General features: G+C 38.7%; 11 protein-coding genes. 1 reads left to right on the top strand and 10 read right to left on the bottom strand.

Annotated features, from left to right (window positions below; translation table 11 throughout):
* Positions 1–19: 19 nt before the first annotated feature.
* From U5907_01895 to U5907_01870, 6 genes are all read right to left on the bottom strand, one after another.
* Positions 20–760 carry a helix-turn-helix domain-containing protein gene (locus U5907_01895; protein ID WRQ33410.1) on the bottom strand — a complete coding sequence of 247 codons (741 nt, stop codon included), beginning with the start codon at positions 758–760 and terminating at the stop codon, positions 20–22.
* A 73-nt stretch (positions 761–833) separates the two neighbouring features.
* Positions 834–2,663, bottom strand: coding sequence for an amidophosphoribosyltransferase (locus U5907_01890; GenBank protein WRQ33409.1), 1,830 nt, complete (start codon positions 2,661–2,663; stop codon positions 834–836).
* Between the two features lie 22 nt (positions 2,664–2,685).
* Positions 2,686–5,076, bottom strand: coding sequence for a TonB-dependent receptor (locus U5907_01885; GenBank protein WRQ33408.1), 2,391 nt, complete (start codon positions 5,074–5,076; stop codon positions 2,686–2,688).
* Between the two features lie 6 nt (positions 5,077–5,082).
* The gene (locus U5907_01880; GenBank protein WRQ33407.1) at positions 5,083–8,049 is read right to left on the bottom strand and encodes a PEP/pyruvate-binding domain-containing protein; all 2,967 of its coding nucleotides are present in this window, start codon (positions 8,047–8,049) and stop codon (positions 5,083–5,085) included.
* A gap of 12 nt (positions 8,050–8,061) precedes the next feature.
* Complete coding sequence (locus U5907_01875; protein WRQ33406.1) at positions 8,062–8,907, bottom strand: 3-hydroxybutyryl-CoA dehydrogenase; 846 nt, start codon at positions 8,905–8,907, stop codon at positions 8,062–8,064.
* Between the two features lie 23 nt (positions 8,908–8,930).
* Positions 8,931–9,710 carry an enoyl-CoA hydratase-related protein gene (locus tag U5907_01870; protein WRQ33405.1) on the bottom strand — a complete coding sequence of 260 codons (780 nt, stop codon included), beginning with the start codon at positions 9,708–9,710 and terminating at the stop codon, positions 8,931–8,933.
* An 86-nt stretch (positions 9,711–9,796) separates the two neighbouring features.
* On the opposite strand from U5907_01870, the gene U5907_01865 reads away from it, so the two are divergent.
* A complete protein-coding gene (locus tag U5907_01865; GenBank protein WRQ34071.1) occupies positions 9,797–10,426 on the top strand; it encodes a uroporphyrinogen decarboxylase family protein in 630 nt (209 codons plus the stop codon).
* On the opposite strand, the gene U5907_01860 is transcribed toward U5907_01865, so the two are convergent.
* From U5907_01860 to U5907_01845, 4 genes are all read right to left on the bottom strand, one after another.
* On the bottom strand, positions 10,423–11,451 hold the full coding sequence (locus tag U5907_01860) for an inorganic phosphate transporter (GenBank protein WRQ33404.1): 1,029 nt from the start codon (positions 11,449–11,451) through the stop codon (positions 10,423–10,425). The two genes, U5907_01865 and U5907_01860, sit on opposite strands and share 4 nt — an antisense overlap.
* 1 nt (position 11,452) lies before the next feature.
* Positions 11,453–12,103, bottom strand: a complete 651-nt coding sequence (locus U5907_01855) for a DUF47 family protein (protein ID WRQ33403.1) — start codon at positions 12,101–12,103, stop codon at positions 11,453–11,455.
* Between the two features lie 128 nt (positions 12,104–12,231).
* A complete protein-coding gene (gene htpG, locus U5907_01850; protein ID WRQ33402.1) occupies positions 12,232–14,283 on the bottom strand; it encodes a molecular chaperone HtpG in 2,052 nt (683 codons plus the stop codon).
* A 101-nt stretch (positions 14,284–14,384) separates the two neighbouring features.
* The gene (locus U5907_01845; GenBank protein ID WRQ33401.1) at positions 14,385–15,695 is read right to left on the bottom strand and encodes an L-serine ammonia-lyase, iron-sulfur-dependent, subunit alpha; all 1,311 of its coding nucleotides are present in this window, start codon (positions 15,693–15,695) and stop codon (positions 14,385–14,387) included.
* Positions 15,696–15,701 lie beyond the last annotated feature (6 nt).

Here is a 15,701-nt window from a genome sequence, read left to right as displayed (position 1 = left end):
AGTCTATATAAACTTAGTTTTATCTCTCTGTTTTTCCTGACATTATCTTTACATTCTCAAGGTCTCTTTTAAAGAAATTATCAGGAGTCTCTCCAACTATCTCTTTAAACTCTTTGATGAAATGAGACTGGTCATAATAACATCCTTTAATAACAAGATTTTGATAATCAATAATTTTATCAGAGCTTATTAAATCCCATACTCTATTTATTCTGCTAATTCTCTCAAGTCTCTTTGGAGATGTCCCAACCCTCCTGATAAACTGTCTTTGAAGAGTTCTTTGACTTACAGGAAACTCCATCTCAATTTTTGAAATCGCTTGATTAATGTCTTGAGATACTATTCTGTCATAAAGTATATCTATATGATCTTTTTCATATTCTGAACCCTGAAAGTTATTAATGAAGCCCTCAAAGCATTTTATCCACTCTTCCAGATTGCTGTATATTGACAATTGCTTCCAAAGAGCTTCAAAAGGTATCGCTGGAAGTTCTACATATGAATATTTGCAAACTTGAAGATTGATGTTAAAAATTCTGGTAAAGACGGATGGTTTGCAGGTTACAATAAAGGAGATATTTGTTTCACTAACTCTCATATGCTGAGGTTTAGAAACCACCGGCGCAATAAAATAGGGAGGCAGCTCCCCATAATGAGGATGAAGCATAAACGGAGGATTTCCAAAATGAAAAACAATTGAGAGATCCTCCCTTGGAATAAACTTCTCAAGAATATCCGGACTATCGGAGGACTTAATCATCTCGTATTGTTTGACAAGCCAGGAATAATTTGATAATGGCTTTTTAAAACTCACCTCCATAGGATTTGAATTTTTAATATGATCTTATATCTCTTCCCTCAAACCAATTTATAAATGCAGTATTTACAACTTTATTGCCGCCAGGAGTTGGGTAGTCTCCTGAAAAATACCAGTCTCCGACATGATTAGGTGTCGCTTTATGCAAATTATTGAGTGTCTGAAACACAATTTTTACCTCAGCTTTAACAGAAGAGTTTCTTATCATCTGAGCAATTTTATGGGATATGTCGTTATCGCTGAAGGGCTCGTAAATCTCTTTTACAAAATTTTGTATATCCTCTTTTATGTTGAACTGCTGTTTTTTACACTTTTCATAAACCGCCTGAATTAATTCCTCTCTATTGCACTCCCTTAATAATTCAATTGCAGCGTTAAAGGCAATGAACTCACCCATTCTTGTCATATCTATGCCATAGCAGTCCGGATACCTTATCTGAGGAGCAGAAGATACAATTATAATTCGTTTGGGGTTTAACCCATCCAGTATTCTGAGAATACTATTTTTAAGAGTAGTACCTCTTACAATTGAATCATCAATAACAACAAGATTCTCTTCCGGATTGACTACGCCATATGTTACATCATAAACATGGGCTGCCATCTCGTCTCTGTCAGAATCAGATGTGATAAATGTTCTTAGTTTTGCATCTTTGATAACGATTTTTTCAACTCTGGGTTTCTTATCTATAACCCCTTGATTCAACAAAGATTCCATACCCTCTACCATTCCCAAAAATGAGGTTTCAGCAGTATTGGGTATGTAGGTAAGAACTGTATTTTCTGTATCACCATTTACCGATTCAACAATTTGGTGAGCCAGAAGCTCTCCAAGTTTTTTCCTCTCTTTGTAAATCTCCCGGTCATTACCTCTTGAGAAATAGATTCTCTCAAACGAGCAGCTTCTCTTTTCAAACGGCTCCCTGACTTTTAAATCTGATATCTCTCCAGATTTCTTTACTATGAGGGCGTGACCTGGTTCAATCTCCTTAATGCCAAGATCATCAACATTAAAAGCTGTCCTTATTACTGATGCTTCTGATGCAACCACAACTATTTCATCGTCCTGATAATAAAATGCCGGTCTTATTCCCCATGGATCACGCATTACGAACGCATCTCCATGTCCTGCTACTCCAGCTACAGAGTATCCTCCGTCCCAGTTAGAACTGCTTTTTGAAAGGATACTCTGCCAGTCAATATTATTCTCGATTTGGACTGAAATTTCCTCCCTGGAAAAACCGAGATCTCTGTAATATCTGTATTTGTCGTGAATTTCATCGTCCATATAGTAACCCACTTTCTCAAGAATGGTTACTGTGTCAGAATAATTCCTGGGGTGTTGTCCAACTTCAATAAGGCTTTGAAATAATTCATCAACATTTGTAAGGTTGAAATTAGCAGCCAGGGCAAGGTTTCGACTCCTCCAGTTACTGGATCTCTTTAAAGGATGGACCAGATCAATATTATTTTTCCCGAATGTTGAGTACCTTAAATGACCAAGATAAAGTTCAGAAACAAAAGGGAACCTCTCTTTGGCTTCGGATATTGTCAATCCCGTAAGTAAAGAGGAGTCAACCTGATTGTTTATAGTATTGAATACCTCCTGAATCGGATTTAATCCACAGGATCTCACCCTGTCCATATATTTTAGCCCAGGGTTCATATCAAGCTTAACTCCAACAATCCCCGCACCCTCCTGACCCCGGTTTCTCTGTTTTTCCATTAAAATATAGAGCCTCTTCAACCCGTAAAGAGCTGATCCATATCTCTCTTTGTAATATTCAAGAGGTTTTCTAAGTCTTATTAATGCGATGCCGCATTCGTGGTTTATTATGTCGCTCATATTGCAAAAATAGGTAAATTGATCAGAATTCAAATCTCAAAGAGGCAACAGGCACAATCCCTACACTGTATGACTCTCTTTCAATAATAGAACCTTTGCTGTATGAGAACCTCTTTCTCACAATATTGTGTCTGTTTGTAATATTTTGGATCTCAAGCAATATTGTCAGGGAACTGGCAGAAGTGTTAAGTTTATAACTCATACCTACATCTATTCTTCTGTATTCAGGTAAATTTTTGCCATAGGTCTCACCGATATCATAAACAATCCTTTTCCTGGATTTTGATAAAAGATAGTCTACGGGAGTGTACCTGAATCCTCCTCGCAATAGAGCTTTAACATTAAACCCCAGGAAATTCACCCCTTTTCTTCCAACTGCAAACTCTTTGCCGGCCGTAAAGTTGAATATGTATCCTCCGTTGTAGTAAGTGTGGTATACCTTTCCGTCAGGAGATTTATATTTTGAGTCAAACAGAGAGGCAGACATAACTGTATACCAGTTTTTTGTAAAATCTTTCTCAATCATAAACTCACCTCCGTAGTTATAACCCTTCCCTTTATTGTCGAGGAGAATATCGGGCAGACCATAGGATGCGTTCAGTACTGAATACTGGCTCTTTTTATCTTTTGCAGATGGGACATTAAAAAGATATTGGTAATAGGCCTCTATGGTTAAATTTAAATCATCAGTCAGTTTTTTCCCTAATCCTAAAACAAAATGTAAGGCCTGTGTGGCTTTAAGATCTTTATTTGCAATAACTCGCTCGTTACCTGAAATCTTGACCCTGTAATTATATATAGATAGAGGCTCGAGCCTGGAATGCAATCCTGCACCAAAACTTATTTTTCTATCGCCTGATAAATAGAGTACAGCACCCACCCTTGGTTCAGGAATTAATTGAGATGTAATACCTGAATGGAAGAGATGGAGGCCGGTATTAATCTCAATATTTGACGCAGGTTTATATTTCCATTGTGCATAATAGCTATTATACCAGCCACTATCAAAACTATTAACCAATGTGTCGTATTTGCCATTTGAGACTCTTTTGCGGGCAAACATATCTCCTGAGGTAATATTTATATTAGTTCCAATTCTTAAGCTGTTTGAAGAGTTGAATTTATGGTTTAGCAGAACCGATACTCTTAAAGCCGGATATAAAAACTTCTCGGAGGAATTCTCTGATTTATTTAAAAGAGTGTCTATGGAATTCTCCTGTGATATCAATCTTTGCAAGGTTAATCCGGCCGTTGTCTTTATATATGTCTTTTCATTTGGCAAGGAGAGCAGGTGTTTTACACCCACGACAGCAAAAAGGTGTTTGTCAAGAAATTCATCATTATCGGCTCCTGCAATAAGAGAGTCTCTGTTTTCCGATGCAAGGTCTCCTACCTGACTGGCACCTCCGGCAGAAAAAAACTCAAAAGTCCCAGCTCTCTTTGATACTAAAGAAGCCTTTGCAGCCCAGTCGTATGAGCTTGGTATAATGCCGATTTCATCGCTGCTGATTATACCATACCTCTTTAGGATGTCAAAATTGGCATACCTTAAATTCACAAACCAGGAGCCTGATCCCCCTTTCACAAAAGGCCCTTCTGCAGACGCTTCCGCACCCACAACGCTTAGACCAACTGCAAAAGAGCGTTTAGAACTACTTCCGGTTTTTAGGTTAAGATCCATAACTCCTGATGTAGCATTTCCATATTCTGCGGGGAAGGCACTTGTGTAAAAATCAAAGCCTGAAAGGGAATTTGTAGTAATAACCGAATATGCTCCGCCAGTTCCACCCTCTCCGGCGGAGAGGTGATTGGGGTTTGGAACTTCAATACCCTCAATTCTCCAAAGCATCCCTTTTGGAGAATTTCCACGGATAATTATCTGATTATTATCATCATCATTTCCGGCAGAGACACCTGGTACTGATGTCACCATTCTTAAAGGGTCAAAATAACCTGCAGCAAATCTTGCTGCATCCTGACTCTTAAGTCTCCTGGCACTTACAGATGCCATACTGTTATGAGTCTTTCTTGAATCTGCTCCAATATATGCCTCACCAATCTGCCGGGCTCTCTCTGTAAGCATAATCACTACAGAGACCTCACTTCCTGTTCCAATCAAGATGTCGTTTACAGATTTGGAGTCATATCCCATATATTCAATACTTATGGTATGCCTCCCGGGAGGCAGGTTTAATCTGAACCTGCCGAGTGAATCTGTTACAGTTGTTTTATCTCCATTAGTATGGCTGGCGAGTTTTATCAAAGCACCACTTAGAGGGACTCTGCTCTCAGAGTCAGTTACCATGCCTGTAAGAAGAGAGGAGAATGTCTGACCGTAAAAGGAAAATGAAATTAACAATAATATTGTCAATTGAATTGCATAGAGAATGACCCGTTTATAACAGGATCTCATAATTTACTAGTTTCTGACTATACCTTTGCTTTTTCTGCCGTCTATAAATATATACAGAGGCTTTTCAAACCTGACTGCCCTCAGGTATTTGCTCTCATATATCGGTTCCATGGAGTTGAGTCTTTCAAAGTCCATAATGCCCTCCTTTTTAAAGGGGTTGATTGTCAGATAACCAATACCAAATGATGTCAGATTCTGAAAGAAATGGGTTCCCTGACTAGGTTCTATCTGAAAATTCTTCATTCCACACTCTATGATCACTTTTGCCTCAGAGATATGCGGCCACTTTACAGGAATCCCAAGCCAGGGGTCGCTTGAGCCCCATCTTCCAGGGCCAATCAGAATGTAACTTTTACCCTCATCCCGGTATTTTTTATTTATCAGATCAATCTCACTCGTCATCTCATTTGTTTTGGCACTGTCAAAATTCTCCTCTCTGACATATACAATATCAGCTACCTTTTCTATCAATCCGGCTCCGAGAGCTTTTTCAGAATATATTATCGAGTCAGATACATCAATCTTTTCCCATTCAAGTGATTTGTTGTCGAGACTTTCTGTGATTGGCCTTATCTGAAGAAAATTAAAAATTACATCCTCTCCGGCAGGGAGATCCATATTAACTGCAAACTCAATCTCTACTGCTGATCTCATCTCTTTTTGACAAATTTCAAGCAGGTCGCTCAGCATACCGGCAAGAGGGATTGTGTCATATTTAAGTATATGAGAGAATGTTATGATTTTTCTGCCATCTTCAAAGTTATTGTCAACTATTCTCTGATTATTCATATCCCAGGTTGAGGCAACCCTGTTCATATTTCTGAAATGTTTAGCATCGTTAATTTTGAACTTATCCAGATTAACGGCATCATCAATAGATGTTTTAAATTTCTCCGGCTTCAGATCAAGGGCATACATCTCATTCTGAGTCTCACTGAGTGCAAGTGTTGGTGTAGAGAGTTGCAGAATATGCTTTGGATGTTTTGGGGAGAATCTCAAAGTCTTTCCTCCCTCAACAACAAGTTTTCCCAGACCGAATGCAAGGTTAACTATCCCATCTTCAGATTTTTCAGACCCAATTGGATAGAAGTTAATAGATCTTGCAACGCCGGATAGGGTGGGGAAGAAGTGTCCGGAATCCTCAGTCCCGCAAACATCCTGCAGAACAACGGCCATCTTCTCTTCACTCAGCAGATTGGAGGTAGCTTGAATATATGATCTACTTGCAGAAAAATAGACAGAAGAGTAAACGCTTTTTATAGCCTTTCCCAAGAGCCTTAACATCTGATCCTTATTGTGTGTAAGTGGAATCATATATGTTGAGTAAATACCGGCAAAGGGCTGATAGTGTGAATCTTCTAATTTTGAGCTTGATCTTACTGCGATGGGGCTTGTTGCGTTGTCAATAAAAACCCTGAGATCCTGGACAAGAGGCTCAGGAAGTCTTGAACTTACAAATTCAGAAAGAATCTCTTCGTCTGAAATATCTGAGTTAATGACATACTGTAGTCCGTTTACCTTTATGAATTCATCAAAATAGTCAGTGGCTATAACGGCAGTCCTTGGTATAAGAATTTTTACACCCGGATACTTGTTCAACAGATTGTACTTCTGGAGCATATTATTAATAAACGCAAGGCCTCTGGCCTTCCCTCCCAGTGAGCCCTCTCCAATCCTGGCAAACCATATATACTTGCTGTAAGATGCCGGATCAAATCTCGCTACTACTCCGTGTCCCAGAAGAATTCTGTAGTCAATAATTGATTGTACTATATACTTCCTTACCTGTTCCGTATCCTTAAAATGGCTCATATCGGCCCGCCTTATCTTTGAAGCCAGAGTAAAAAGCCCTCTTGAATACATCCATTTAGAGAGTCTGTTCCTTGAGCCGTGAAATAGAAGAACCTCCTCCGGGATATCCATCACAAGATCTTGTAAATCTCTCAGATCTCTCGCTCTTCCAATGACCTCTCCGGTTTCAAGATTTCTAAATACAAAGTCTCCAAACAGGAACTCTTCGCTAATATAATCGCTAAGTTCTATCAGAAGAGTTTTGGAGTATTTCAGGATAAAACCAACACCAAGCTCCTTTGCCACATCCCTCATACTCTCCTGAGAAGACTGCATCAGTATAGGCATATGAGGGTCATCCGCCTTTATCATTTTACAGAGATCAACTCCGGCATCCATCTTTTCAGTATGAGAGGGGTCGTTTTTATTAATTACAAAAGCAACATCAGATATTATTCCAAGCAGATTCTTCTTGTATCTTTCATATAACTCAACTGCTTCAGAATAATTGGTGGCAAGTAGGATTTTTGGTCTGGCCCTCTTACGCAGCTTCTGCTGCTGTTCATTAAGTGCCTCTTTGAGAAATTCTGCGCTTTGTTGCAGTACAAGCTTGTATAGGGCAGGAAGATATGTAGAGTAATACCTGACAGAATCCTCTACCAGGAGAATTGATTGTACCCCCGCCCCGAGAATATCATCATCGGCATTAATCCTGTCCTCAAACAGTTTTATAATAGCTAGTATTAGATCTGCATTTCCCTGCCAGCTGAATATATAGTCAATACCTGACTTATCCTGACTGTCAATTATTCGGTATAGCTCTTTTGAGAAATGTGTGAGAAGTACAAAGGGAATATTTGTTCCTCCCTCTTTTAATTGCTTTGAAAACCTGAAAACATCCAGCTCACCCACATTGAACATACTTATTATTAAATCAAAGTCATGTTCTCCTGCGAGTATTTTTGCTGCGGCACTTGAAGATGTAACCCAGGTAAATGATGGCGGATTACTGAGGTTCAAATCTACATACTCTTTATAAATCTGAACCTCAATTCTTCCGTCCTCTTCCAATGTATATGCATCATAACTACTGCAAATCATAAGTACTCTGCGGACTCTTCTCTGCATAAGACCTTTGTAGTTGGTCCTTGTGCTTTTCTGATTTGTGGTGTTATGAGGCATATCTGTTAGTATTTATCGGGAGTAATCGTAGAAACCCTTACCTGTCTTTCTTCCCAGCAGGTTAGCCCTGACCATTTTTCTCAGGAGCGGATGCGGTCTGTACTTTGAATCACCAAATTCATTATAGAGCACCTCCATGATAGCAAGACATACATCCAGGCCAATCAAGTCTCCCAGTGCAAGAGGTCCCATAGGATGGTTTGCTCCAAGTTTCATGGCCTCGTCTATCTCCTCTTTTGTTGCAACTCCGTCTGCAAGGATTGATACTCCCTCATTAACCAGCGGAATAAGGATTCTGTTCACTACAAAACCTGGAGCCTCATTAACTGTTACAGGGGTTTTGCCTGCCTTCTGAGCAAGTCCCATTACAAATGAGTGAACATCATCAGATGTGAGCTGGCCTTTGATTACCTCAACAAGTTTCATAACCGGTGCAGGGTTAAAGAAGTGCATTCCTATAACTCTTTCCGGTCTCTTTGTAGAAGAGGCAATCTCAGTAATTGAAAGCGACGATGTGTTTGATGCAAGAATGGTCTCAGGCTTGCAAATTTTGTCAAGAGTTCCGAAAACTTCTCTCTTGATCTCCATTGTCTCAAGAATAGCCTCAATAACAATATCTGCATCTGCACAAGGTTCATAAGAGGTTGTACCCTCAATTCTTGCAATGATCTCATCTCTCTGGGCAGAAGAGATCTTCTCTTTCTCCACCAGTTTTGCAAGATTCTTAGCAATTATCTTGTTTCCTGTCTCCAGTTCCCTGTCGTTATATCCTTTCATAACTACCGGAAAACCGGCCTGAGCAAACGCCTGTACTATTCCGCTGCCCATTGTACCTGTTCCTACTACTGCAATTTTCATGTTTTTATATGTTTATTTATTTTTTATCTATTTTCAAAAACTGCTTTTCTTTTTCCAAGGAAAGCCTCCATGCCCTCTTTCTGGTCCCTGGTTTCGAAGCATTTCCCAAAGAGTACATTCTCTTTATGATTTGAATCGTCTGTATTGTTGTCAACTGCAAAATTGATGCACTCCTTTGAGAACCTTACAGCAACTGGTGCCTTGGAAGCTATTGCAGATGCCATCTCCATTGCACTCTGCATAAGCTCAGCCGCAGGTACCACCTTGTTAACCAGCCCAATTGAGAGGGCTTCTGCAGCATCAATCACCCTTCCGGTAAATATCAGCTCTTTTGCCTTTGCCGCTCCAATAAGTTTTGTCATTCTTACTGTTCCTGAAAAACCGGGAGTGATTCCCAGCCCAACTTCTGGCTGGCCGAATTTTGCATTATCTGCAGCTATGCGTATATCACAAGCCATTGCCAGCTCGCATCCGCCTCCCAGTGCAAATCCGTTTACTGCGGCAATTACGGGCTTTTTCATCTGCTCTATTTTCCTGAACACCTCTGCTCCCTTCCTGCCGAATTCCTCACCCTCCTGACCACTGAGAGAGACCATCTCAGATATGTCTGCACCGGCAACAAATGCTCTTCCTTCACCGGTCAGAATAACTGCATAAATATTATCATCATTTTCTGCCTGATGCGCAACAGCGGAGAGTTCTGAAATTATCTGTGAGTTTAAAGCATTGAGAGATGTGGGGTTATTTATTCTGATAGTGCCCACATGGTTTTCTGCTGAAAGTGTAACAAATTTGAGATTCATTTTAACATAGTATTTAAAGGATAAAGTTAACACTTTTAAGTTAATTTTGTAGAAAACACAAGCATGATGGAAGAGTTCACAGAGAAATAACTTCACCTTTCGATTATCTGCTCGATTTGCTGGGATATGAACAGGGACTTATATCTCTGATAATGAACCCGGATAAATGTAAGATAATTCTTAAGAAATTTGCCGTGGGCATTGGTGACCTTGCAGAGGAGATGTGTGGCTGTGATATTGACGCGATTAAGATATCCTCTCCGTTTGCCGGAATGGGTTTTATCTCTCCTGAACACTATGAAGAGTTTGTACTTCCTTATGAAAGGGCAATCATTTCAAGAATCCGCGCGAAGGGAAAACATGTGTACATCCATACCTGCGGACATATTGACGACAGGCTTGAACTTATGAGAGATTCCGGAGCATCGGGGCTCGAGTGTCTCGATCCTGCACCTGTTGGCAATGTTGACCTGAAGAATGCCTTTGAAAGAATTGGCAAGAGTATGTTCATCAAGGGAAACATAGATTCGGTATACTCACTTCTCTATGGAGACGATGCAAAGGCAGAGGCAGATGTGTTGGAAATAATAGAGACAGGCAGGAGAGGAGATGGATTCATCCTCAGCACTGCCTGTTCAATTGCCCCTATGGTAACCGCAAAAAGGATTGAACTCCTCTCCTGCCTGGTCGGTAAGTATGGAATCTATCGGCCTTAAGCCATGAAAACCGATGAGATAAATAGATAAATAAGACCTGATATTATCAGAGTGGCTGGAATAGTAAGTACCCAGGCAGCCACGATATTCTTAGCAGTGGCCCATTTTACCGAAGATACTCCTTTAGTAAGTCCTACACCAATAATTGATCCTGTAATAGTGTGAGTTGTACTTACCGGAATACCTCCTAATGCAGTTCCAATTAATGTCATTGCCCCTGCTGTCTCTGCACAAAATCCCTGAACCGGCTTTAATTTAGCTAACCCATCTCCAAGTGTTCTGATAACTTTCCAACCCCCGGTAATTGTTCCCAGGGCAATAACAGAGTAACAGGTTATAATAAGCCAAAAAGGTACATGGAATTCACCTGTATTTTCGTAAAGATAGGTGTCTATAAAACTGTTTGTTCCGGATACACTAAAAAGTAAAATTGCAATTATACCCATTGTCTTCTGAGCATCATTTCCACCATGTCCCAGTGAGAAAACAGCTGATGAGAATAGTTGCATCACTTTAAAAGTGCCCTCAACTTTAAATGGATTTTTACTCTTGAAAATCCAAAGAGTTAAAGTCATCATTATAAAGCTTAGAAGAGAGCCTATAAGTGGAGAGAGAACTATAAAAAGTGCTATTTTTAATATTCCTGTTGTAACAAGTGCATTACTTCCAAAAACAAACCATGCCGGTCCTATCATGCCTCCTATAAGGGCATGTGATACACTTATGGGTAATCCATAATGAGTACAAACCCATACCCAGATTACAGCTCCTATAAGAGCAGACAGAATTAGTTGTGGATTTACTATGTTTGGATCGATAATGCCTTTCCCAATAGTATTTGCAACATGGATTCCAAAAATAAAAAAGGCTGCAAAATTCCAGAAAGCTGCCCATAAAACAGCTAATCCGGGAGAGAGTACTTTTGTTGAGACAATAGTAGCAATTGAGTTTGCTGCATCATTCATTCCGTTTAAAAAGTCAAACAGCAAAGCGATAATAATTCCCGCAATAACAACAGTTAACATATCAGGCAAGCTTTACAATTATTGATCTGATACTGTCAGAAATCTCTTTAGCCCTGTCTGTTGTATCCTCAAGACTTTGTACTATGTTCTTGTTTTTAACAAGTTCTATTGCATCTTTCTCGTTCTGGAATAAGAAGATATTGTAGTCTTCATAAAGTTCATCAACTTTATGCTCTATCTCCTTAATTCGTTTACATAGTTTTAGAATTTCTCCATTTCTCTTTACCAGAAATTCTAAGTTTCTGGCTATTTCATTGATGAGCTTTGCATCCTCAAGTATAAGATCAACAATAGTGATAAGATCTTTAGATGGGGATAGTGGTTTGTACATTGCCAGTTTCCTGGCAGAGTCATGAATAAAATCAAGGAATGTATCAATTCTTGAAGCAAGGACATGAATATCCTCTCTGTCAAATGGGGTGACAAAAGTTTTGTTAAGCTCTTCGTAAATCTTTGCAGTTATTTGGTCTCCCTTTGTTTCCAGATCTTTAATCTTTCTGTAGCTCTCTTTTTGAAGTTCATAATTACTTTCAAGATAAAGTCTTTTCAGCTCCTCGGCTGCAACAACAATATTTTCTGTTTGAGAGATATACAAAGGGTAGAATTTTTTTTCTTTTACCACAAATAGTTGGAGAAATCTGTCAATTTTCATATGATTTAATTTCCTGCAAAATTATTTCAAGAATTTATGAATTGTTACATATTCTTGTTTAATTGGGTAAAAATTAACAAAAGCGTAACATTTTATGCTACGCTTTTGTGAAGTGCTTGTATAATAGATTATTTACCTAGTAGAGAGAGGCTCCTTTTTACAAATTTATCAAGCTCCTCACCCTTAAGCATTCCGTTGGATAGGAGTGCAAGGTCACAAACCTGTCTTAATAAATCACTATCTTTTCCAAAAGTTGAGAGTAGTGATCTCCTCTCTTCCTTAATACTCTCTGCCTCCCTTTCCAGTTTATCTTTATTATCTTTCTCTGAAATATCTATCTCTTCCTCTTTCTTCCCTTTTAGACGCTCTTTTATCTCCTCTAATGATTTTTCAGGAACAGCAATTTTTGAATCTAACTCAGCAAGTGCATCAGAGAGTTTCTTGTTTTTCTGTTCAATTATCTTTTGTATAGCCGGATGGTTATAATTGATTATCAGATTGTACGATTCAGGTAATGACCCATAAAAATTCATCCCTCCGTTTAGTGCAGACATCTCCCTGTAACGCCTCATAAATTCACTTCTGGTAATGAGTACTGCCTGCTCTGACTCTCCAAGATTTTCAATACTTGAGCTGTAATGGTTACCTGAAGGAAGAACTGACTCAAAAATTGCAGCGATATCTCTCTCTTCTGTCTCGCTAATTGATGGTTTCTCTTTTTCTGTTTTCTGAATAATCTTGTCAATGTGGTCTGAATCGACTCTCATAAAAGATGAGTCTTTGAATTTTGATTCAAGAAGATTCACGAAGTGAGAATCCAGCTGGCTGTCAAATATTAATACATCATACCCCCTGTTTTTAGCACTCTCAATAAATGAGAACTGCTCCTGATAATCAGTTGTATAGAGATAGATCAGTTTTTTATTTTTATCGGTCTGTTCACTCTCGATTAATTTTCTGTACTCTTCATAGCTGAAAAATTTATTATCACTGTTTTTGAGCAATGAGAATTTTTCTGCTCTTTCATAGAATTTCTCGTCTGTGAGCATTCCATACTCAATAAATATCTTAAGATTATCCCACTTTTCCTCAAGTGATTTTCTGTCGTTTTTGAAAATCTCTTCCAGCCTGTCTGCTACTTTTTTGGTTATATGAGAAGAAATCTTCTTTACATTTGAGTCTGACTGGAGGTAGCTTCTTGATACATTTAATGGAATGTCCGGTGAGTCAATTACTCCATGCAGCAGGGTAAGGAAATCCGGCACTATGTTTTCAACAGAATCAGTAACAAATACCTGGTTACAATAGAGTTGAATTTTATTTCTTGAAACCTCAATTTTATCTTTAATTTTTGGAAAATAGAGTACTCCTGTTAAATTGAAAGGATAATCAACATTCAGATGAATATGGAAGAGAGGATCCTCTTGCATAGGGTATAGCTCTCTGTAAAAGTTGAGATAATCATCCTCTTTTAAATCAGATGGTTTTCTGGTCCACAAAGGTGCCGGATTGTTAATTATTTTATCTTTTCCTGTCTCAACCTGTTTACCATCTTTCCACTCTGTCTCTCTTCCAAATGTAATCTCAACAGGTAAAAATTTGCAGTATTTATTCAGAAGAAAATTTACTTTCTCTTCTGTACCATAATCTTTAGACTCATCATCCAGGTATAGTATAACATCTGTTCCTCTCTCTTTTCTTTTTCCCTTTGAAATTTCATAATTTGGATCTCCTTCGCAACTCCATTTTACAGCCTCAGAGCCCTCTTTCCAGGAAAGTGTTTGAATCTCAACTCTCTTAGAGACCATAAACGCAGAATAAAAGCCTAGTCCAAAATGGCCAATGATATTGTTTAATTGATCTTTGTATTTATCAAGGAATTCACCTGCACTTGAAAAGGCTATCTGGTTAATATATTTGTTTACCTCTTCTTCAGTCATTCCAATACCATTGTCACTAATGGTAATTGTCCCCTTCTTTGTATCTGTTGATATTTTTACCCTCAACTCTCCTGTCTCACCTTTAAATTCTCCTGAGGAGGATAGGGCCTTTAGTTTTTGAGTTGCATCTACGGCATTCGAAACAAGTTCCCTTAAAAAGATTTCATGATCTGAATAGAGAAACTTTTTAATAATTGGAAAGATGTTTTCACTGGTTACACCAATAGTCCCTTTTTGCATAATATTTATTGTTATAATGTTAATATTTACTTTAACTAAAAAAACAAAAGGCATACCATTTAAAAAATGTATGCCTTCATCTGACAATTCGTCATAAAGAGCTATTTACATACCATAATATCGAGAATCATAGTATCAGTATGTCTCATACCCTCAGATCCAATTGAACCAAGGTTTCTGATTGTTTTTTCAATATCTTTATCAATTATACCATCATTTTCTGAAATACATATGTTATCCAGAGCCAGAATTGAGGACTGAACTGCAGATGACACTCCGGATGCAACCTTTAGGGCACATCCCACTTTGGCCCCGTCACAAACCATTCCGGTAATGTTACCAATCATATTTTTGATTGCATATGTAACTTGGTCATAGTTACCATTTTTAAGAAATACTATTCCGCATGAGGCACCTGTAGATGCTATCACGCATCCGCAAAGCGCTGATAATCTACCAAGATAATGTTTTATATGTATAGCCACAAGGTTACTTAAAACGAGTGCTCTTGCCAGTTCCTCATTTGTTGAGCCAAATTTGTCTGCAGCTGCTATGACCGGCATAGTTACTGTGATTCCCTGATTGCCACTGCCTGAATTACTCATTGCAGGCAGAGTGCAGCCAGCCATTCTGGCATCAGAGGCTGCAGCTGTTATAGCCATGGAGTAGGTTAGCAATCCATCGCCAAAGATGTTTTTGTGAACATTATCCTGGATTGTTCTTCCTACTTTAAGTCCATATCTGTTTTCAAGCCCCTCTTTAGCAAGAGCCCGATTCATTGTAACAGATTCAAGAATAAATGAGATATCGCTGTAATTTACACTTAATGCAAATTCCCATATTCTTTTTATTGTAAGGCTGTATCTGGCACCACTGGTAGAACTATCTTCTACATTATTACTATCACTATTATCGATTTTAAAATTCTCAAACAACACTTTTCCATCGACTATGATTTTCGTAACAGTATCGTGATTATCCTCAATTGTAACCTCGGATTTATGCAAGCCGGAATAGCATATAGCCTTAATAAAAAGCCTTTTTTCAGAGTCAGATAGAGAAATATTTACAGTGTTATCTTCCAGCATCTTTTTTGCCCGGGTGATAGAGTCGGCATCAATTTCCCTAAGTACTTCAAGTTTGTAAGCACTTTTTCCGCAGGTCACACCTAAAGCTGCGGCGATGTGTAACCCAACCATTCCTGTTCCCGGTACCCCTACACCCATACCATTCTTGAGAATATTGGCACTTACTTCTACATCAATCTTGTCAACCTTGAGTTGTAATTTCTCCAGCTCTTCAGATGCTATCGCAACAGCAAGGGAGACAGCAATTGGTTCGGTACAACCAAGAGCTGGTTTGACCTCCCTTTTAATAAGTTCAATTATTGATTTATCACTAATTTTAGTCATGCTTTT

It is taken from the genome of Bacteroidales bacterium MB20-C3-3 (assembly GCA_035609245.1).
In the GTDB taxonomy this organism is placed as follows: domain Bacteria; phylum Bacteroidota; class Bacteroidia; order Bacteroidales; family UBA932; genus Bact-08.
This window is presented reverse-complemented; position numbering and strand designations above follow the sequence as displayed.

What these genes read in the sequence shown, in the direction of transcription:
- U5907_01875 (WRQ33406.1), bottom strand. Translation starts at nt 8,907, where the DNA reads ATGAAAATTGCAGTAGTAGGAACAGGTACAATGGGCAGCGGAATAGTA.
- U5907_01890 (WRQ33409.1), bottom strand. Translation starts at nt 2,663, where the DNA reads ATGAGCGACATAATAAACCACGAATGCGGCATCGCATTAATAAGACTT.
- U5907_01880 (WRQ33407.1), bottom strand. Translation starts at nt 8,049, where the DNA reads ATGCCTCATAACACCACAAATCAGAAAAGCACAAGGACCAACTACAAA.
- U5907_01870 (WRQ33405.1), bottom strand. Translation starts at nt 9,710, where the DNA reads ATGAATCTCAAATTTGTTACACTTTCAGCAGAAAACCATGTGGGCACT.
- U5907_01845 (WRQ33401.1), bottom strand. Translation starts at nt 15,695, where the DNA reads ATGACTAAAATTAGTGATAAATCAATAATTGAACTTATTAAAAGGGAG.
- U5907_01860 (WRQ33404.1), bottom strand. Translation starts at nt 11,451, where the DNA reads ATGTTAACTGTTGTTATTGCGGGAATTATTATCGCTTTGCTGTTTGAC.
- U5907_01855 (WRQ33403.1), bottom strand. Translation starts at nt 12,103, where the DNA reads ATGAAAATTGACAGATTTCTCCAACTATTTGTGGTAAAAGAAAAAAAA.
- htpG (WRQ33402.1), bottom strand. Translation starts at nt 14,283, where the DNA reads ATGCAAAAAGGGACTATTGGTGTAACCAGTGAAAACATCTTTCCAATT.
- U5907_01895 (WRQ33410.1), bottom strand. Translation starts at nt 760, where the DNA reads ATGATTAAGTCCTCCGATAGTCCGGATATTCTTGAGAAGTTTATTCCA.
- U5907_01885 (WRQ33408.1), bottom strand. Translation starts at nt 5,076, where the DNA reads ATGAGATCCTGTTATAAACGGGTCATTCTCTATGCAATTCAATTGACA.